We start from the raw sequence: 19042 nt of genomic DNA on the forward strand, positions 1-19042 counted from the left end.
GGGAGAGGAGCGCGCCAGGTCAGCGGGGGACGGCGAGCATCGTGGTGTAGGTCCGGAGGCTGGCGGCGAGGGTCGCCGAGACCCGGAACAGCGCGTACGGCTCGTTCGCCGTCGGGCGGGCGAGCCGGAGCGCGAACCTCCCGTCGCGCGAGACCCGCGCGTGGGTCGACGTGCGCCGGCCGCTGCAGACGTCGATCCGGTCGATCCGGACGCTACCCGGCCGCAGGTGCGGCGAGGTCGCGATCCGGCCCGTCACCCGCAGCCCACGACGGGTGGTGATCGTCATCCGGCGGAAGAAGCGCAGCGGCGCCGTGCGGGCCTGGCTCGTGCTGGCGGCGTACCACGGCCGTGAGCGCGCGGTCCGCGGACCGGCCACGGTGGCGCTCCAGCTGCCGTTGGCCCGGACGGTCGTGCGGCCGACCGCGCGGCCGTCGCGCACGATCGTCACCCGCTGTCCCGCGAGGGCCAGCTGGGCGACGCCGCTGACCCGGGCCTTCCGGCCCCGGGCGACCGGGGACACGTCGAGCAGGACCAGCGGGGCGCCGCACACGGCGCGGGGCGTCGGTGTGGCCGCGGGAGGATCGGCGGGCGGAGCCGGCGAGACGGGCGGATCCGGCAGGACGGGCGGCGTCCAGGGCTCGGGCGGCGCCGGCCGCGAGGTCACGACGGTGGTCGCCGCACCGCAGGCGGTCCGCACCGCGACGTTGCGGGCGTCACCGGAGTAGGAGACGCGCCAGCGGTACGTTCCCGCCACCGCCGGCACGAACGCGCCCGACGCGACGGTGCCGCCGCCCGCGGGATAGTCGAGGTCGAGCTGCTCGTAGACCGGTGCGCCGCTGCACCGCTCGTCGTCCGGGCCGTAGAGCCGCAGGTCGACCGTCGCCGGGCCCGGCGGGGTCAGGCGACCGTTCACCGTCACCGACGACGAGAGCGCCCCGGCGCCGAGCTCGAAGCTGGCCGACCCCGTCACGGCGATCGTCGGCGCCGCGTGGACGTCGACGGAGACGGTTGCGACCGCCGCCGCACCGCTGCTGCTCGACGAGCGGTAGCTGAGCTCGTCGGGCCCCGCGTAGCCCTCGTCGGAGACGTAGACGACGGTGCCCGCCGCCGGATCGAGGTCGCGGAGGCTGCCGTGCTCCGGCGGATCGACGATCTCGTAGGTCTGCGCGATCGTGCTCGTGCAGGCCAACGCGACCGGCGTCGGCTTGCCGGCGCCGGCCTCGAGCGCGACCGGTTCGCAGGTCGGCTTCGGCGCGGCGACCGCCACGGTCACCGTCGCCTGGTTCGAGCTGCCGCCCTCGTTGGTGACCGTGTACTTGAAGCTGTCGGTCCCGGTGTACCCGGGAGTCGGGACGTACCGCAGACGACCGGCGACGACCGACGCGACCCCGTGCGCGGAGTCAGCCGCGATGGCAACCGCGTCGCCGGTGACCGCCCCCGCGCAGTCCGGGTCGACGCTGACCGGCGTGTCGTGCGGGGTGCTCGCCGGCACGTCGGCACAGACCGGCGGCGACTTGAGGATCGTGAGCGTGCCGCTGCCGCTCCCGGCCTGGAAGCCGGGCGCGGCGGCCGCGGTAGCGGTGACCGGGTAGCTGCCGGGCGCTGCCCCCGCGGGCACGGCGAAGGTGCCCGACGCCGCGCCGCCGGCGATGGCTCCCTGGGCGCTGCCGGAGAGCCCGGCGACGGAGAAGCTCACCGCTCCCGGGCCCGACGTACCGCGCGCCGGACCGACCGTCGCCGCCAGGCTCACGTTCTGGGCCGACCCCGAAGCCGCGATCGTCCGGTCGGTCACCGTCACCGCGGTCGCGACGACCTCGACCGCGCCGCGGTCGAAGCTGCCGCTGCGCGCGAGTCCGCGCTGGTCGGTGGTGACCGTCCCCGGGGCGGTCACTGCGTCGATCAGCGGACTCCCGGCCAGCGGGGGCCGCGTGCGCGTCGGTCCCTGGTAGTCGCCAAACGACGCCAGCTGCAAGTCGACTCCGACCGCGGTGTCCACCAGCGGGCTGGAGATGCTGGCGAGGTTCGTTCCCTCGTCCGCGGTCGCCATCGGCGCTCGGCCAGCGGGCACGTCGTCAACTCCGGACTGCCGGAGCGTCGTCGTCGCGGCCCGCGCTGCGGCGCGGTCGTAGCCCAGGGTGTAGACCGACACACCCGCGCTCCCGCGCGGCGCGCCCGCCCCGCCCTCCGCCGTGTTGCCGGCGATCGTCACGTGGGTCAGGGTCGCGCTGCCGTTGAGGTTGAAGAGCGCCGCGCCGAGGCCGTCGCCCCCGCCGCTGGCCGCGGCGGCGCCACCGCCGACGAACACCGTGGTGCTGGCTCCGCCCTGCGCAACGTTGCCGCTGAAGGTGCTGTTGGTGACGACGACCGTCCCGCGGTCGTTGAAGATCGCGCCGCCCATTCCGGCTCCGCCACCGCCCATCGTGACCTTGTCGCTCACAGGCGTCGCGCCGTCGCCGCCGCCGAAGCCGCCGCGTGCGGGGCTGGGGATCGGGGCGCTCCGGCCGTCCGTGCCGCCCGCGCCGCCGCCGAAGCCGCCGGAGCCCGGGCCGGAGTTCGCGTACCCGCCACCGCCGCCGAAGCCGCCCGAGCCGCCGCCGTAGGCCGGGCTCATGCCGCCGCCACCGCCGCCGACGCCGCCCCCGCCGGACCCGCCGGCGTTGCTGCCCGACGCGCTGCCGGGCGCCCCGCCGGCCCCGAACCGCCCGCCGGCCCCGCCGGGTCCGCCGCCGCCGATCGCGCGCCCGCCGGCCCCCGACCCGTTGCCGCCGAGCGTGCCCTCGATGCTGGCCCCGCCCTGGCCGTTGGCGGTCCCGCCGCCGGCACCGCTGGCGGGCGCGGCGCCCGCCGCTCCGGAGTCGCCGCTCTCGTAGCCGCCGCCTCCTCCGCCGCCGCCCCCGTTTCCGCCGGAGGCGGTTCCGCCGGCGCCACCCGCACCACCACCGGTCACGGCTCCGCCGAAGCCGCCGCCGGGGCCGCCCGTCTCCGCATCCGCGCCGAGGCCACCGCCGCTGTTCGAGTTCACCGTGCCGGCCGTACCGCCGTCCGCCCGGTTGTCCGCCAGCGTGACCCGGTCGAGGTCGAGGGTCCCCTGGTTGAAGATCGCGCCGCCCAGCCCGGCTCCACCGCCGCCGAATGCGGTGGAGCCGCCGTGCGCCTGGCCGCCGCGCAGCTCCACGTCACGTAGCCGCAGGCTTCCTGCGGCGAGGCCCGAGCGCCCGCCGGAGACGAAGAAGAGGCGACCGCGCGTGCCGTTGGTGTTCTCGATCACCGCGCCGGTCGTCGCGTCGCCGGCGATCGTGACCTCCGACGTGATCGCCGGCAGCACGTTGGGTCCGTACCAGTGGTTGTTCGGTGTCGCGAGCGTGTAGCGACCCGAGACCCGGATCGTGTCCGCCTGGCCGTTGGCGTTCGCCGTGTCGATCGCGGTGACCAGCGCGGCGGTGTCCCCGGCGGGCACGACGATCGTCGCCGCCGATGCGCTGCCGACCCCGCCGACCAGCGTTGCGAGCCCCGCGGCCCAGATCGTCCGTGTCCAGGTCATCCGCCGCATCTGACGCGGGACGGTACTTGACCCGAGGTCCCATGGGTCCCCTGCATTTGGCGGCTTTTCGCGGGCTGCGGCCGCGGTCGGTGGACACGCGCTGCGGGCGTACTCCGTACCGCGTCGTCGCGCGGCCAGCTCCCGTGGCGGGACGTCGCGATCCGTCCGCTACAGTCCGGCGGTGATGGGCCCAGCAGGCAACATCTCGCGGCTACGGGGAGCGCTTCTCGCGCTCGTGCTGGTCGCCGCGCTGGGCCTGGCCGTCGTCGCGGCCCCCTCCGTGGGGCTGATCCTCGCGCCGCCGCTGGTGCTCTTCCTGGTCCTCGCGGTCGGGCTGTTCCCCGGCGAGGACGTGCTCGCCCGGGCGCGCGAGCGGCGGATGCGCCGACGCCCCTCCCGGGCTCCGCGGCGCGTCCTGCGTCCCGTGCTGGCGGACCTGCTCCGCCCGGCCGGCAACACGCTGGCGTACGCGCTGGCGATGCGCCCGCCACCCGCGGCCGCCTGACCCCCTCCAAGACCCTCCGTAGAGCGGTCGGCCCGCGACCGCGCGGCTGACGGTCTTCGTCGGGCCTGCACGGCCGCGCGGGCATCGCCTGCGCGGCGATCCGTCTCCGCCGGCACCGGCTGAGCGGACGCGAGCCGTGCCGGCGCGGACCGGAAGCCGCTTCGTCGTTCGCGACGCCCGTTCCCGATCCCGTTCGCCTCCCCGCGACGACCCCACCCGAAGGACCACCATGACCCACGTTCCCCGCCGTCTCGTCGTCGCCCTCGCCGCGAGCTCCGCGCTCGCGCTCTCCGCCTGCGGGTCGAACGACGACGGCGCCGATGTCCAGGCCTCCGGGTCGACCCGCCCGAGCACCAGCACGCAGCCGTCGGGCCACGACGCGATCGGCCACGGGTCCTCGACGTCGTCCTCGGGCAAGGACGCGTCGTCGGGCCACGGAACCTCCACCGACTCGTCCGGCGGCAGCGGCAACGGCAAGGGCAAGGGCGCGGACCACAGCGCGATGTCGTCGGTCAGCCTCGGCAGCGCGACCGAGGACGACCTGCGGGTCGAGGTCGCGGCGATGAAGGAGCCGATGGCCTTCACCGTCTCCGTAGGCGGCAAGATGCGCAAGCACCCGCCGGCGCCGGGCGACAACGCCCACGTGATGGTGCTCGTCTCCGACGCCGAGAGCCGCGACCGGCTGCCCGACGCGGCGGTCACCGCCCAGATCACCGGTCCCGCCGGCGTCGCCGTCCACAACGGCCCGCTCTACCCGATGATCGGGATGGGGGTCGGCCTCCACTACGGCGACAACATGAAGCTGGCCACGTCGGGCAAGTACGCGGCGACGATCGTCGTCGGCCCGCCGCAGGTCGGCCGCCACCCCGATTCGGCCAAGCGCTACGAGAAGCCGGTCAAGCTGCGGGTGCCGTTCGAGTGGACGGCCCCGTGAGGCCGACGCGGCGTCGCGTGGTGGCCGGCGGGCTCGTCGGCGCCGCGGCCGCGGTCGGCGGCGGGCTGCTGCTGGATCGGCGCGACGGAGCGACCGCGCCGACAGCCGTGACCCGCAGCGGCCTGCCGCGGGTGATCCGGCCGGGACGCCAGCATGAGTGGGACGCGTACCTGGCCCGGGACGCGGCCGGCAACCGACTGCCACCGCGTCACCAGCGGCTGCTGGTCTGCGCGCTCGCCGCCGATCCGACACCGCAGCGCGCCCGGACCGCCGAGGCGGCGCTGCGCCGGGTCGAGCGGACGGTCGCCCTCGACCACGCCGGGCTGCTGCTGACCGTCGCCTGGGGACCGAGCTGGTTCCGGCGGATCGGCGTCGCCTCGCCTGTGCCGGAGGCGATGGCGCTCAACGACTTCGAGGTCCCGCGGCTCGACGATCCGGCCTGCGTCCTGCACCTCGGCTCCGACGACTCGGCGCTGCTGGACCGGATCGAGCGGGCGCTGTTCGGCGGCGGTCGCCTGCCGGGCGGCGACGGGCCGACCGATCTCCGCGGGCTGCTGCGGGTGACCGACCGGCGGACCGGCTTCGTCGGGGCGGGCCTGCCCGAGGCGCACCGGAAGGGGGTCGTCGGCCTCCCGCAGGATCAGCCGCTGCCGAAGCGGGCCCCGCTGTACATGGGGTTCCAGTCCGGCCTCAAGCGCAACCAGGCGACCGAGGACGACGTCACGATCGCGTCCGGCCGCTGGGCCGGCGGCACCACGATGCACCTCAGCACGATCGCGCTGGCGCTCGACAGCTGGTACCGCAGCGTCGACGAGGCCGGCCGGGCCCAGCGGATGTTCACCGCGACCACGACCCCGCGCGACGTCCGCCGCCGTCCCCGCGGGCAGCACCTGCCGGCGGACGTGGACGTGGTGGCCGTCGCTCGCAAGCACGCCGTGGTCGGTCATGCCGAGGCCGCAGCCGCGGCGCGGCGTGACGGCCGTCCCCGGATCATCCGCCGGGACTTCAACAGCACCGACGGCGGTGCCGCGCGGGTCCACTTCGTGGCGCTGGCCCGCTCGATCGACGACTTCGTCCTGACCCGCGTGGCGATGGACGCCCGCCGCGCGGTCGGGACGAACACGGTCGGGCAGCAGGTCAACAACGGGATCAACGAGTGGATGACCGTCGAGGCCCGCGCGAACCTGTTCGTCCCGCCGCGCCGCGACCGGATCTGCCCCGGCCTGCCGGGGTGGTCGGCGTGATCGGGCGGGGTCGCGAGCGCCGGATCGGCGGGCCGTCGTGCGGCCGTCGTGACCGCGTCCGGGCGCTCGCGGTCGGACTCGCGATCGTCGGCGCGCTGCCGCCGGCGTCCGCGGGCGCCCACGGCGGGGCGCTGCTGGGGGCGGCGGAGGCCGGGCCGTACCGGGTCCAGCTGATGGCCTCCGCGGTCAGCCGTCCGGCCGCTGGGCCCGCGATCGACCTCACCGCCTACGTCCAGGACGCCGCCGACGGTCGCCCGATCGAGGACGCCGAGGTCCGGATCGTGGCCGAGATCGACGGAGTCGGCCGCGCGCTGCCGGTCCAGCGGATCGGCAACGGCTACGAGGCGATCGCCCGGGTGCCGAGCTCGAGCGACCTCCAGGCCTACCCGGTCCGGGTCGACGTCGCGGGGGCGGCCGGTCGGACGACGCTGACGGTCCGACCCCCGGCCGGGAGTGGTCCGCCGGTGGCGCTGCTCGCCGGGACGGGTGTGGTCCTGCTCGGCGCCGCCGCCCTCGTCGTCCGCGTCCGCCGTCGCCGCGCGGGCGGGGAGGAGCGGGAGCAACAGGCGGCGTAGGGGCGGTCGGGTGCGCCGTGCGCCCGGCCGGCCGCCCGGCCGCCGCCACGGTGGCGCCGATCGCCGTGCGCGGCGGCGCGGCCCGGACGACCCAGCCGTTGCCGTCGGGGCCTGCCGCGAGCGAACGGCGGTGTCAGTCCGACTCGGCGCGGGCCCGCCCGTAGCGCTCGTAGATCACGCGTGAGTCGAACGTCCTGGTCTCGATCAGGTCCAGCGTGACGTCCTCGGTGACGGGGGGCAGGAACGGCGTGCCGCCACCGACGACGACCGGGTAGCGGAAGATCCGCAGCTCATCGACGAGGCCGGTCTCGAACGCCTGCGCGGCCAGGCCGGCGCCGCCGATCTCGACGTCCTTGCCGGTCGCGTCTTGCGCCGCGGCGACCTCCTCGGCCAACGACGCCTCGGCCAGCCGGGCGTTGCCCTGGACGCTGTCGAGCGTGTGGCTGAAGACGACCTTCGGGAGCGCGCACCAGATGTCGGCGAACGCGGCCCTGAGCTCGCTCTCGCGCATCGACGGGTCCGTCTCCCACACCAGCATCGCCTCGTAGAGCCGGCGGCCGCAGAGGTAGCCACCGAGACTGCCCACCCGCTCGGTGTGGAAGCGGAACAGCTCGTCGCTCGGGGGCGTCCACGCGAACGAGCCCTCGCGGTCGGCGATGAAGCCGTCGACCGAGACGCCCATCGAGTAGATCAGCATGGCTTCAAGCTCGTCGCGCCGGAGCGACGGACGATGGTCGTGGTACAGCTCACGATTGAGCGTGACATCGGGCTCTCCTTCTGTTTGCAGGCTGCTCTTCCACAGCTAGTGACTGATCACGAGACGAGAACTCATCGTCGTGGGCGGCTCGGTCCTCGGGACGACGCGCTGACGAGCAGCGGGTCGCCAAGGTCATGTGCGGCGTGGGCGTCGATACGGCGCCCAAGCCGGGAGTACGTTCGAGGGGTTCCGATCAGCGAGCGAAAGCGAGCAGCCCCATGGCCATCGGCATCTACTTCGCGGTTCAGGGGATGACCGCCGAGAAGTACGACGACATCATCAGGCGGCTCAGCGACGCCGGGCAGGGCGCTCCCGCCGGGCGCAGCTACCACGCGGCGTTCGAGGGAGAGAACGGGCTGCAGGTCTTCGACGTGTGGGACTCGGCTGAGGCGTTCGAGGCGTTTCGCGAGACGCTGAGACCGATCCTCGAAGCGGTCGGCATCGACCCGGGCGAGCCGATGGTCTCGCCGATCCACAACGTCATCGTCGGCTGACCCCAGGTCACCGCGGCGCTGCCCGTGACTCGGCGAGCTCGGCGAGCTGCCGGGTGACGGTGCCCCAGCCGTCGTGGAAGCCGAGCTGCTCGTGCCGGTCGCGGTCGGCACCGTTGCGGTGCATCGCGGTTGCCGTGTACTCGGTGCCCTCCGGATGGTCCTTCATGGTGATGACGGCGGTGATGAACGCCGTCTCGGCCGGACGCCATCCGACGACGAGCGCGTCGGTGAAGACGATCCGCTCGAGCTCGTCGACGGCGAGGAAGCAGCCGTTGATGTGCGGGCCGAACGCGCCGCCGTCGTGGCGGAGCTCCGTGACGAAGGGCCCGCCCGGGCGCAGCTCCATGCTGCGCACGCGGCAGACCTCCGGGGCCGGAACCCACCACTGCTCGAAGCTCGCGGGGTCAGTCCAGGCGTTCCAGACCGCGGCCCGCGGGGCCTTGATGACGCGGGAGACGGTCAGGTCCAGCTCGGGGCGGGAGTGGTGGTCATGCGGGTGACTCCTTGTCGTGGGTGGTGGTGACGAAGCGCTCGAGCCGGTCGGTGCGGCCCTGCCAGAGGCTGCGCTGCTCGTCGAGCCAGGTCTCGACCAGGGCGAACGACTGCCGCTCGAGCGTGCAGGTCCGGACCCGGCCGGCCTTGCGCGTCCTGATCCATCCCGCGTTCTCCAGGTAGCGGATGTGCTTCATGAACGACGGAAGCGCCATCTCGAACGGGGCCGCCAGCTCGCCGATGCTCGCCGGCCCGGTTCCCAGCCGCCCCAGCACCGCGCGTCGGGTCGGGTCGGCGAGGGCGCGGAAGACGTCGTTGAGCGCGTCGTCGAGCGGCGGCGAATACTGAGCCATATGGCTAACTTATAGCCCGTGAACGCGAAGCGCAACCGAGCGGCGGCGGTGCCTGCTCAGTGGCGCGGTTCGGGCAGTCGCCAGGCGACGTCGATCGTGCCGCCGTCGGGCAGGGCGTTCCACCGCGTGCCCGCATCCTGCAACCGCCGGCACGCCGCCGCGAGGCGCTCGCCGGTGATGTTCGGCACGGCCCACCGCGGGCCGGTGGCGGCCGCGAAGCCGGCGACGTCGTCGTGCCGGCCGGCGAGCGCGAGATCCGCGACCGCGCGCACGACGATCTCGGCCTGTCGGAGGCGCTCACCGCCCCGATCGACGATCGCCTTCGCCCGATGGCCGGCGTGTGCCGGCTGCCGGCCGCCGATCACCCGCGTGTTGGAGGGCACGAACAGACCGCCCGCCGCGAGCACGCCCCAGAGCCCGAAGTCGAGGCCCAGCTCGTCCTCGACGACGACGTGCGCGAGGTCGTGCGGCACCCGTCGCGCTGGTCCGCCGACGTTGTTGTAGCCGCCGCCGACCAGCTCGACCTCGACCCCGTCACGGCGGTGCAGCACCGATCGGTAGCGCGGGCCGGCGTCCCGGAAGAACGTGATCGAGGTCCCAGTCATCAGGCGTCGGCCGCGGACGGGCGAACGCGCGCCGGGCCTGCGGACAGGCTAGACACCGTCGCAGCGGGTAGGGGCTCGCCGTTGTGACCTGGTTGCGCCTCAGCCGATCGCCTCCGCCAGCTCGACGATGATCCCCGCCGGGCCGCGGAGGTAGCAGAGCCGGTAGCTGTCGCCGTAGCGCTCGACCCCGCCGACCAGTTCCGTGCCGTGGGCCCGGACGCCGACGAGGGTGGCGTCGAGGTCGTCGACGGCGAAGCAGAGATGGCGGAGGCCGGGGGTGTTCGACGGCGCCTGCGGGTCGCCCTCACCGGCCTCCGGGGTCACGAACCGGCTCAGCTCGATTCGGCTGTGGCCGTCCGGGGTCTGGAGCATCGCGATCTCGGAGCGGACGCCTTCGAGCCCGACGATCCGGTCGACCACGCCGCCCTCGACCGTGCCTGTGCCGAGCTGCTCGAGCCCGAGCGCGACGAAGAACGCCGTCGCCGCCGCGAGGTCGTCGACGACGACGCCGACGTGGTCCATCCGTTGGATTGCCATGCGCTCGACGGTAGCGACGGAGTGTCCCCCCGGTCCTGGTCCCGGTCCTGGTCCCGGTCCTGGCCTCGGCCCTCGGCCCTGGCCCTGGTCCTGGTCCTGGTCCTGGTCCCGGCCGCACTGGCCGTAGGGTCGTCCATCACGCCGTAAACACGGCTCGTAGAACGTTGACGCCGTACGGCAACACCCGTAGCGAGAACTTCTCCGCTTGGTAACGGCAGGTTCACCGGAGGGCGCGCGAGGCCCCCGATACTCCGTGCCGTCTGCTGCCGAGGCATTCGCCTCCACAGCGCCTCGCGCCCCCTGCGGTGTCGCGTCCAGCCGCCGGCCCACCCCACCGGTTCCCATCGAAGGAGCATCGCCCATGCCCGTGGTCCGTCCTCGGTCGTCCGTTTCCCCGCGCTCGCCGCGTCGGAGCGGGAGCACCGCCGCCGTGGCGCTCGCCGCGCTGCTCGCCGTCGCCACCTCCGCCGGCCCGGCCGCCGCGGCCGGCCCACTGACCGCGCTGAAGCGGACCGAGCCGCTCGCGCCAGGCGTCACGTTGCACACGCTGAAGCCGCTGATGACGCACGGATTCGCGAACGCGGACGTGCTGGAGGTGCGGATGGGCACCGCGGGTGCCCACCTCGGCCTGCTCACGCAGCCGACCGTCAGCTTCACCCCGATCGGCGGGAGCACGACGCCGAGCGCGCTCGCCCGGGCCGGCGGCGCGATCGGCGCGATCAACGGCGACGGCTACGACAACGGCAACAGCTTCGCCCCGAACCACGCGCAGATCGGCGGAGGGCTCCTCCGCAGCTCCGGTCCGGCCACCGAGCCCCGGCCGTGGCCGACGGCCGGCGTCACCAAGGACGGCCTCGGGGCGATCCAGCGCCTGCTCTTCACCGGCTCGATCACGCGCACCGCCGTGAGCGATGCGGCCGTCACCACGCTCCCGCTCACCGCCGTCAACACGTACACCGCAGGCACCCCGGGCGGCGTCTCCGCGTTCACGTCGCAGTGGGGCGCCGCGAGCCGCAACCGCACCGGGGGCACGAACCTGACCGAGGTGCGCGTCGTCGACGGCGTCGTCACCGCCGTCCGCGTCGGCGCGCCCGGCACCGGCGCGATCGCCGCCAACGAGCTCTACCTCGTGGGCCGCGAGGCGGGCGGCACGACGCTGCAGCAGTACGCGGTCGGCGACCGGATCGCGCTCGACTACAAGCTGAAGACCGCCGACGGCCCGGCGCCGGACTACGACTTCGCGCTCGGCGGGCACGCCTTGGCCACGCCGCTCGTGACCGACGGCCTGGTCACGGCGACCGACGACACCGCGGGCGCCGCCAACCGCACTGCGATCGGGTTCTCCGCCGATCACCGCACGGCCTACCTCGCCGCGGTCCGGGGGACCAGCCTCACCGACCTCGGCTCGTTCATGCGCGCGATCGGCGCGGCGGACGCGGTCAACCTGGGTGGCGGCGGGTCGACGACGCTCTCGGCCCGGTCGGCCGGCACCACCGACGTCGCGGTGCGCACCGGCAGCGAGCGCAACGAGAACGCCGCGATCGGCGTCTTCACCAACCCGGCGACGGGGGTGCCCGCCGCGCTGCTGCCGAAGCCGGCAGGCGGGGCGCCCGCTCGGGCCGTCCCCGGTGGTCGGGTCGCGATGGATGCCGCCGTCGTCGACGCCGCCTGGGCCCCGGCGACGCCGACCGCACCGATCACCTGGTCCGCGAGTCGCGGGTCGATCGACGCGGCCGGCGTCTTCACCGCGCCGTCCGAGCCCGGCGAGGTCGAGATCACCGCGACGTCCGGCGGTGCCACCGGCACCACCCGGCTCCGGGTGCTCTCGACGCTGCGGACCGTCTCGGTCTCGCAGGACAAGCTCTCGTTCGCGAACGCCGACGCCTCGCCCGCGGCGCTCTCGCTCGACGGCGTCGACGTCGAGGGCTACACCGCCCCGGTCGACGCGGGCGCGGCGAAGCTCGAGTACGACCAGGCCGTGATCACGGCCGAGGCGCTGCCGGACGGCCGCGTCCAGGTGACGCCGAAGGCCACCGGCTCGACCGTCCTCTGGATCACCGACGGCGCCGCGACGGTCAGCGTCGCGGTCCGGGTCGGTGACGTCACCCTGCCGAGCGTCGTCCCGGCGTCGCCGCCCGCCGATCGGCTCGTCTCCGTCGACGGCTCGTCGAACCGTGCGCCGTGGACGTTCGCGGCGCTCTCGAACCTCGGCATCGACACGGCCGACGACGCCGCGACCGCCGTCGCCGCCCGGGCGGTGCGGGTCGCTCGCGCCTCGGGCACGGACCTCATCCTCCTCAACGGGGTGACGGCGTCCGGCTCGTCGGTGCAGGCCACGGTCGCCAAGACCGCGCTCGAAGACGCCGGCTGCCAGGTCGTCGGCGACGGCGAGTCCGTCGCGTCCGTCCCCCCGACCGACGATCGCGTCGCCTGCGTCGCGGTTCCGGGCACGAGCGACCGCGTCGGCGGATCGGTCTCCGGCCTCACCGACGCGTTCGGCCCGGCCTACCGGACGTTCGATCTCCACGGGGTGCGCTTCGTGCTCCTGGACTCGTCCGGCGGCACGCTGCGCGCGACCCCGGCTCAGCTGGCGGTGCTGCGCGACGCGCTGGCCGACGCCGAGACCGACGACGCGATCGCCTCGGTCGCGGTGGTCACCGCGCGGCCCACCAGCGACGTGCTCGGCGAAGGCACGCGGGCCCTGACCGATGCGAACGAGGTCGCGATGCTCCAGGGGCTGCTGCGGCGGTTCCAGGAGGACACGAGCAAGTCCACGGTGCTGATCGCCGGTGAGTCCCGGAGCGCCGGCGTCCGACGTGGGGACGGCCTCGCCGAGGTCGGCGTCCCGCCGGTCGGCGGGGACCCGCGCGGCGAGGCCGATGCGGGTGGCTTCAACGGCTGGACGCGCTTCGGCGTGGACACCGAGGCGTCGGACGCCGGCCAGGACTGGATCAGCGCGGAGATGCGCCCGGTCGGCTCCCGTGCCGACCTCGATGCCGGCCGCCGGGTCACGGTCGGCGACTGGGTCGCGGTGCACGCCGACGCGGTCCAGGGCGCCCGCTCCGTCCCGCTCCGCTACCCGGCCACGCCGCGCTGGTCGGGTTCGGGTGGGCTGGCGATCGGCTCCGGGGCCGTCGCCGTCCGTGACGCCCGGGACGCGGGCAAGATCGCGATCCTCGACCCGGTCACGGCCCGCCTCACCGGTCTGCGGGAAGGCCAGGTCACGCTCACGGTGACCATCGACGGGCAGGGCTCGGACGCGGCGGTCACCGCGGACACCAGCGTCGACGTCGTCCCGGTCGATCCCGGGACCGGCCCCGATCCCGATCCGGGCCCCGGCGACCCGAAGCCGCCGGTCACCGTGCCGGTCGATCCGCCCGTCGGATCGGGCGGGATCCTGCTCGCCCCCGTCCTCACGGTCGTCCCGCCCGGGTCGGTCCTGCCGCTGCGGACGGGCAACCTGTCGCCGAGGCTCGCTGCCGCCCGCAACGCCGTGAAGGTCACGGTGAAGGTGCCGGCCGGGTCGATCGCGTCCGCGACGATCCAGCTCCGGACGAAGCTGAAGGTCGCCGCCGGCCGCGGGAAGCAGCAGCGCACGCGCACGGTCGTCGTCGGCCGCGGCTCGGTGACGCTGGGCAACGGCGCGCGCCGGACCGTGACGGTCCGGCTGACCGCGGCGGGCCGGGCGCAGCTGAAGCGGGTTCGCCGGCTCGAGGTCGCGGTGGTCATCACCGCCAAGGACGCCCGCAACCGAGATGTCGTGACGACGAAGACCGTCACGGTCAAGCGCTAGGAGATGACGATGCAGACGATCAGCCGCCGGGGCCTCCTCGCGGGAGGCCTCGCCGCCGCCGGTGCCCTGGCCCTCGGGCCGACCTTCTGGAACCGCGCCCTGGCGGCGCCGGCCGTCCTCGGCACCAGCCCCTACGGTCCGCTCCAGGCCCCCGACGCCAACGGGATCAGCCTGCCGGCGGGCTTCAGCTCGCGGCAGGTCGCCCGCTCGGGCCAGGTCGTCCCGGGCACCACCTACCCGTGGCACCCCAACCCCGACGGGCAGGCGACGTTCGCCGAGCCCGACGGCGGGTGGGTGCTGGTCTCCAACTCCGAGTCGGCGGCGTCGAGCGGGGGCGGCAGCTCGTCGATCCGGTTCGCGCCGGACGGCACGATCCGCGAGGCCTTCCGCATCTGCGGCGGCACCAACACGAACTGCGCCGGCGGTCCCACGCCGTGGGGGACGTGGCTCACCTGCGAGGAGATCGCGGGTGGGCAGGTGTGGGAGTGCGATCCGCTCGGCCGCGTCGTCGCGCGCACCCGGCCGGCGATGGGCGTCTTCAAGCACGAGGCCGTGACGGTCGATCCCGTCAACTGGCGGCTGTACATGACCGAGGACCAGCCGGACGGGTGCCTCTACCGGTTCACGCCGTTCAACTACCCGGACCTCGTCACCGGTCTGCTCGAGGTCGCGGTCGTCGACGGCGCCGGACGGACGACCTGGAAGACCGTTCCGGACCCGAGCGGGATCAGCGTCGCGACGCGCAACCAGGTCCCCGGCGCCACGCGCTTCAACGGTGGCGAGGGGATCTGGTTCGACAGCGGGGTCGTCTACTTCTCGACGAAGGGCGACAACTGCCTGCGCGCCTACGACACGCGCGCGGCGACGATCGAGAACCTGTACGACCCGGCATCGAGCGGCAACGGCTCGTTCCTCACCGGGCCCGACAACGTCACCGTCTCCCGCGCGCACGACGTCTTCGTGTGCGAGGACAACGGCGCCAGCGAGTTCGACGTCGTGATGGTGACCCCGGAGCGGGTGGTGGCGTCGTTCCTGAGCTGCTCGGGCGCGATCCACGCCGGCTCGGAGCTGGCCGGGGTCGTGTTCTCGCCGGACGGGAACCGCATGTACGTCGCCTCGCAGCGGGCGTACGGGGCAGGCGCGGTCTACGAGATCTCCGGACCGTTCCGGCCCGCGCCCGACGGCGGCGGCACGCCGACGACGCCGACCACGCCGACGACCCCGACCGAGACCACGCCGACCGAGACGGTGCCGGTCCCGCCGGCCGGTCCGCCGCCCGCCGGCACCGGGGGCGCCCCCGTCGTCCCGGCCGTGCCGGCGGTCCCGCCGCCCGGCAGGGGCGACCACGTCGATGCGCCCGGCCTGAAGGTCACGGTCGTCAAGCGGGTCGCGCTGTCGGCGCTCGGCCGCGGCCTCGTGCTCGACGTGACCGCGTCGGTCGACGCCCGCCTCGACGTGGCGCTGCGCACGTCCGACCTCGGCACGAGCGAGCCCGGCAAGCGGGGGGCGGCGCGCACGCCGAAGACCGTCACGCTCGGCACCCGCAAGCAGACCCTGCGCGCGGGCCGCAAGACCCGCGTGCTGGTTCCCGTCAAGGCCGCCGAGCTGCGCCGGATCGGGGCGGCCCACGCGCGTGACCGTCGCGCCCACCGCACGCCCGGCGTGGCCGCCCGCCTCGTCGTCCAGGCGCGGCCGGTGTCCGGCGGTCCGGTCGCGATCGCCAACCGGCCGATCAAGGTCGTTCCCGCACCCAAGAAGACGACGAGGCAGTAGCGCGAGCCGCTCCTCGCGCTCCCGCTCTCACCGACTCCCAGGATCCCCATGCGTCTTCCGACTCACCGCCTGCTCGCGCTGGCCGTCGCGTTCGTCGTGCTTCCCGCGGCGACCGCCTCGGCGACGGTGCTCCCCGCGCTGGACACCACCGAGCAGATCGGGCCGAGCACGACGGTCCGGCACCTCCAGTACCCCGACGTCGGCGGGTGGGTCGACGCGTTCGTGATGAGCGCCGACCTGAACGAGGATGGCGTCAAGCTCGACCTGCTGCATCCCCCGGCCGTGGCCCAGGGCATGGCGCTGACGGCCCAGGTGGCCAACTCCGGGCCGGGCGTGGTCGGCGGGGTCAACGCCGACTTCTTCGACATCAACGCCTCCTACGCCGCCCAGGGCGTCGAGCTGACCGGCGGGCAGCTGCTGAAGTCGGCGATCCCGTTGGCGTCCGAGCGCCACGCGTCGGTGGTCACCGAGGCCGGGAAGGCGATGCTCACGCAGGTGGCGTTCACGGGGTCGGTGACCGTCGGCGACGCGCCGTTCTCGGTCCTGGACGGGGTCAACCTCCACGACGCCGCCGCCGATTCGATCGTGGCGTTCACCCCCGCGTGGGGCACCTACTCCCGCGCGCGCGCCACGACCGGCGCGGCGAGCACGACCGAGGTCCTCGTCCGCGACGGCGCCGTCGTCTCCGTCGCCCCGGGCGCCCCGGGCGCCGGGACCATCCCCGGCGACGGCTTCTACCTCGTCGGCCGGGAGGCGGGCGCGACCGCGTTGCGCGGCCTGCAGGTGGGCGACCGGGTGGCGATCGACTATCGCCTGCGCACGTCGGGTGGCCAGGCCGTCCGGTTCGCGGTCGGCGGCGGGGCCGCGATCGTCAAGGGCGGGCAGGTGCAGAACGTCCCGGCGAACGAGGTCGGCGATCCGCTCAACCCGAACCCCCGCACCGCGATCGGCTTCAACCAGGCCGGGACCCGCGTGGTCCTCGCCGTCGTCGACGGGCGTCGCGCGGGCTTCCCGGGCATCACCCAGCGGCAGCTCGGCGAGCTGCTCGTGGACGCCGGCGCCTGGGACGCCCAGAACCTGGACGGGGGCGGCTCCAGCGAGCTCGTCGCGCGCCCCGCCGGCACGGGTGCCGTGACGGTGCGCAACGCGCCGTCGGACGGCCGCGAGCGCGCGGACGCGAACGGCGTCGGCGTCTTCGTCCGCCCGGGCAACGGGACCGCGGCGACCCTGCTCCTGGACCCCGACGGGGACGTCACCCGCTCGTCCGGCACCGCGGCCCGGGTCTTCCCCGGCGCCGAACGGCGCTTCCGCGTCGCCACCGCGGTCGACAGCGGCTGGGGGCCGGCGCCGTTGCCGGCGGGCATCGGGTGGAGCAGCTCGGGTGGGACGATCGACGCGGCCGGGCGGCTGCGCGCACCCGACCGGCCCGGCGAGATCCGCGTGACCGCCGCGGCGGGGGCAGCGACCGGCAGCACGAAGGTGCAGGTCCTGGGCGAGCCGGTCGCGATCGAGCCGTCGTCGCGGACCGTGGCCTTCGGGGGACCGACCGGGTCGGCGACCGGCGTCACGCTCACCGCTCGCGACGCCGACGGCTTCACCGCCCCGCTCGACGCGGGCGACACCACCATGACCTACGACCAGGCGAAGGCGTCGGTCACCGTCGGCAGCGACGGGGCGGTGCGGATCACGCCGAAGGCGGTCGGGTCGACCGTGCTCCGGATCGCGCGCGGCTCGGCCACCACCGAGCTCGGCATCACCGTTGGTGCCGCCGCGGTGCCGGCGCTCGCGAACCCGCCGGTCGCCGATCGGCTCGTCGCGCCCGACGCCGGCCGCCGCGCGCCGTGGTCGTTCGCGGTGCTCGCCAACCCGGGGATCGCGACCGCGACCGACGCCGGAGCAGACGCCGCGGTCGGCGCGCTGGCGCGGATCCGCTCGACCGGCCCCGACTTCGTGCTCGTCGACGGCGGCGTCACGCTCGGGGGCGGCAGCCAGGCCACGGCCGCGCGGACCGCGCTCGAGCGCGGCGGGTGCCAGATCAGCGTGACCGCCGTCGATCCCCCGGCGGCGCCCGCGGGCAAGCTGCCGTGCGTCGTCCTGCCCGGCGACAGCGACCGCTCGGGCGGCGCGCTGCCCGCCGCGTTCACGACCGCCTTCGGCGCGCCGTGGCGCACGTTCGACCACCAGCGCACCCGGTTCGTCCTGCTCGACTCCTCCGCGGGCACGCTGCTCGGCACGGGCTACGCCCAGCTCGCGGTGCTCGACGACGCGCTGGACGGGGCCGCGCAGGCGGCCGGCATCGACAACGTCGTGGTGGTCACCGCGCGGCCGACGGTCGACCCGCTGAAGGACGCCGCGCGCACGCTCGCCGACCCCCGCGAGAACACGCTGCTGGACCAGGCGCTGGTCCGGTTCGCGGCCGCCAGCGGCAAGCCCGTGTCGCTGCTCAGCGCGGGGGCACGGGTGGCGGCGGTCCGCCGGCACGACGGAGTCGCGCAGCTGGCGGTCCCGCCGGTCACCGGCCCGCGCGGCAGCGCGGGGCAGGGCGGCGTGACCGGCTGGACGCGCGTGGCCGTCGACGCGGGCCGACCCGACGGCCTGACGGCCGATGTGCACGCGTTCGCGACCAGCGTCCAGCTCGAGGCACCGACCTCGGTTGCGGTCGATGCCACCGCGACCGTGTCGGGCGCGCTCCAGCAGGACGGCCGCACGGTCCCGCTCGGCTTTCCGATCACCTCGCGCTGGTCGGGCTCGACCAACCTCGCGATCGGCTCCGGGCCGACCGACCTGGCCGCGGCGCGCGCCGCCGGCCGTGCGGCGATCTTCGATCCCGCCACCCGCGTGCTCACGGGCCTGCACGCCGGCACCGTCACGCTGGCGGTCGAGGCCGACGCCGCCGCCGAGGGGGGCGCGCCCGCCCGGTCCGAGCGGACGCTGGCGATCACCGACGGGTCGGTCCCGCCGGACCCCGGCCCGGTCGTCGATCCGGGGGGTCTGCTCGACCCGCCGCTCGGGAACGTGGCTCCGCCGGGCCGGTCGCCCGGGCCGGCGCTGGCCGGCACCGGCAAGCCGGCCGTGAGCAACGCGGTGAGCATCCGCTCCGCGAAGGGCAGCTTCACCGCGTTCTCGTTCTCGATCCGGGTGGCCGGCCCGGGCAAGCTCACGGTCTCCGCGCGGGTCACGCCCAAGCGCGGCAGGGCGGTCGCCGCGGGCTCCCGTACCGTCGCCGTCCGCAAGGCGGGCACCGTCGCGGTGACCCTCAGGCCGTCGGCCCGGGTCCGGCGCGCGATCGCCAAGGGGAAGGCGGGGCGGGCCGCCGTCCGGGCCTCGGTGCGCTTCGCCCCGACCGGCGGACGGGCCAAGACCGTCACCCGGGGCTTCACGGCGACCGCGCGGTCCGCGTCCGCGCACTAGTCCGGACGGTCCCGGCGCAGCGACTGGG

Annotated in this window: 14 protein-coding genes; 8 read left to right on the forward strand and 6 right to left on the reverse strand. The window is 75.2% G+C overall.

Translation table 11 applies throughout. The annotated features are described in order from the left end of the window. Nucleotides 1-19 precede the first annotated feature (19 nt). A complete protein-coding gene (locus ACVUH9_RS09600) occupies nucleotides 20-3541 on the reverse strand; it encodes an Ig-like domain-containing protein (protein WP_475756284.1) in 3522 nt (1173 codons plus the stop codon). Between the two features lie 181 nt (nucleotides 3542-3722). Between ACVUH9_RS09600 and ACVUH9_RS09605 the strand changes: the two genes are divergently transcribed. From ACVUH9_RS09605 to ACVUH9_RS09620, 4 genes are all read left to right on the forward strand, one after another. Beyond that, nucleotides 3723-4046: a hypothetical protein gene (locus tag ACVUH9_RS09605; RefSeq protein WP_475756285.1), complete on the forward strand. Its 324-nt coding sequence runs from the start codon at nucleotides 3723-3725 to the stop codon at nucleotides 4044-4046. Between the two features lie 229 nt (nucleotides 4047-4275). Continuing rightward, nucleotides 4276-4980, forward strand: coding sequence for an iron transporter (locus tag ACVUH9_RS09610; RefSeq protein WP_475756286.1), 705 nt, complete (start codon nucleotides 4276-4278; stop codon nucleotides 4978-4980). Beyond that, nucleotides 4977-6224: a DUF7405 family protein gene (locus tag ACVUH9_RS09615; RefSeq protein ID WP_475756287.1), complete on the forward strand. Its 1248-nt coding sequence runs from the start codon at nucleotides 4977-4979 to the stop codon at nucleotides 6222-6224. The genes ACVUH9_RS09610 and ACVUH9_RS09615 overlap by 4 nt, the downstream gene beginning before the upstream one ends. After that, nucleotides 6221-6799, forward strand: coding sequence for a hypothetical protein (locus ACVUH9_RS09620; RefSeq protein WP_475756288.1), 579 nt, complete (start codon nucleotides 6221-6223; stop codon nucleotides 6797-6799). Before ACVUH9_RS09615 ends, ACVUH9_RS09620 begins: the two co-directional genes overlap by 4 nt. Nucleotides 6800-6932: 133 nt before the next feature. Here the strand turns inward: ACVUH9_RS09620 and ACVUH9_RS09625 are convergent, their stop codons facing one another. Beyond that, entirely contained in the window at nucleotides 6933-7496 is a 564-nt protein-coding gene (locus ACVUH9_RS09625) for a dihydrofolate reductase family protein (RefSeq protein WP_475756289.1), read from the reverse strand. 278 nt (nucleotides 7497-7774) lie between these two features. On the opposite strand from ACVUH9_RS09625, the gene ACVUH9_RS09630 reads away from it, so the two are divergent. Continuing rightward, nucleotides 7775-8050 (forward strand): hypothetical protein, encoded by a 276-nt coding sequence (locus tag ACVUH9_RS09630; RefSeq protein ID WP_475756290.1) that lies wholly within the window; start codon nucleotides 7775-7777, stop codon nucleotides 8048-8050. A 7-nt stretch (nucleotides 8051-8057) separates the two neighbouring features. Here the strand turns inward: ACVUH9_RS09630 and ACVUH9_RS09635 are convergent, their stop codons facing one another. From ACVUH9_RS09635 to ACVUH9_RS09650, 4 genes are all read right to left on the reverse strand, one after another. Further along, nucleotides 8058-8519, reverse strand: a complete 462-nt coding sequence (locus ACVUH9_RS09635; protein WP_475756561.1) for an SRPBCC family protein — start codon at nucleotides 8517-8519, stop codon at nucleotides 8058-8060. 19 nt (nucleotides 8520-8538) lie between these two features. Beyond that, nucleotides 8539-8895 carry an ArsR/SmtB family transcription factor gene (locus ACVUH9_RS09640; protein ID WP_475756291.1) on the reverse strand — a complete coding sequence of 119 codons (357 nt, stop codon included), beginning with the start codon at nucleotides 8893-8895 and terminating at the stop codon, nucleotides 8539-8541. A 56-nt stretch (nucleotides 8896-8951) separates the two neighbouring features. Next, nucleotides 8952-9500 (reverse strand): hypothetical protein, encoded by a 549-nt coding sequence (locus tag ACVUH9_RS09645; protein WP_475756292.1) that lies wholly within the window; start codon nucleotides 9498-9500, stop codon nucleotides 8952-8954. A gap of 99 nt (nucleotides 9501-9599) precedes the next feature. Further along, entirely contained in the window at nucleotides 9600-10037 is a 438-nt protein-coding gene (locus ACVUH9_RS09650; protein ID WP_475756294.1) for a VOC family protein, read from the reverse strand. 430 nt (nucleotides 10038-10467) lie between these two features. Here ACVUH9_RS09650 and ACVUH9_RS09655 point away from each other — a divergent pair, with 430 nt between their 5' ends. The 3 genes from ACVUH9_RS09655 to ACVUH9_RS09665 are packed head-to-tail and all read left to right on the forward strand — an operon-like array spanning nucleotide 10468 to nucleotide 19014. Continuing rightward, nucleotides 10468-13830, forward strand: a complete 3363-nt coding sequence (locus tag ACVUH9_RS09655) for a phosphodiester glycosidase family protein (protein WP_475756296.1) — start codon at nucleotides 10468-10470, stop codon at nucleotides 13828-13830. 9 nt (nucleotides 13831-13839) lie between these two features. Then, nucleotides 13840-15603 (forward strand): alkaline phosphatase PhoX, encoded by a 1764-nt coding sequence (locus tag ACVUH9_RS09660; RefSeq protein ID WP_475756298.1) that lies wholly within the window; start codon nucleotides 13840-13842, stop codon nucleotides 15601-15603. A 48-nt stretch (nucleotides 15604-15651) separates the two neighbouring features. Then, complete coding sequence (locus tag ACVUH9_RS09665) at nucleotides 15652-19014, forward strand: phosphodiester glycosidase family protein (protein WP_475756299.1); 3363 nt, start codon at nucleotides 15652-15654, stop codon at nucleotides 19012-19014. Nucleotides 19015-19042: the final 28 nt, after the last annotated feature.

The sequence above is a fragment of the Patulibacter ginsengiterrae genome (genome assembly GCF_056269115.1).

Coding starts and splice junctions, on each gene's coding strand:
- ACVUH9_RS09600 (WP_475756284.1), bottom strand. CDS start 3,541: ATGACCTGGACACGGACGATCTGGGCCGCGGGGCTCGCAACGCTGGTC.
- ACVUH9_RS09665 (WP_475756299.1), top strand. CDS start 15,652: ATGCGTCTTCCGACTCACCGCCTGCTCGCGCTGGCCGTCGCGTTCGTC.
- ACVUH9_RS09630 (WP_475756290.1), top strand. CDS start 7,775: ATGGCCATCGGCATCTACTTCGCGGTTCAGGGGATGACCGCCGAGAAG.
- ACVUH9_RS09660 (WP_475756298.1), top strand. CDS start 13,840: ATGCAGACGATCAGCCGCCGGGGCCTCCTCGCGGGAGGCCTCGCCGCC.
- ACVUH9_RS09640 (WP_475756291.1), bottom strand. CDS start 8,895: ATGGCTCAGTATTCGCCGCCGCTCGACGACGCGCTCAACGACGTCTTC.
- ACVUH9_RS09625 (WP_475756289.1), bottom strand. CDS start 7,496: ATGCTGATCTACTCGATGGGCGTCTCGGTCGACGGCTTCATCGCCGAC.
- ACVUH9_RS09610 (WP_475756286.1), top strand. CDS start 4,276: ATGACCCACGTTCCCCGCCGTCTCGTCGTCGCCCTCGCCGCGAGCTCC.
- ACVUH9_RS09645 (WP_475756292.1), bottom strand. CDS start 9,500: ATGACTGGGACCTCGATCACGTTCTTCCGGGACGCCGGCCCGCGCTAC.
- ACVUH9_RS09650 (WP_475756294.1), bottom strand. CDS start 10,037: ATGGCAATCCAACGGATGGACCACGTCGGCGTCGTCGTCGACGACCTC.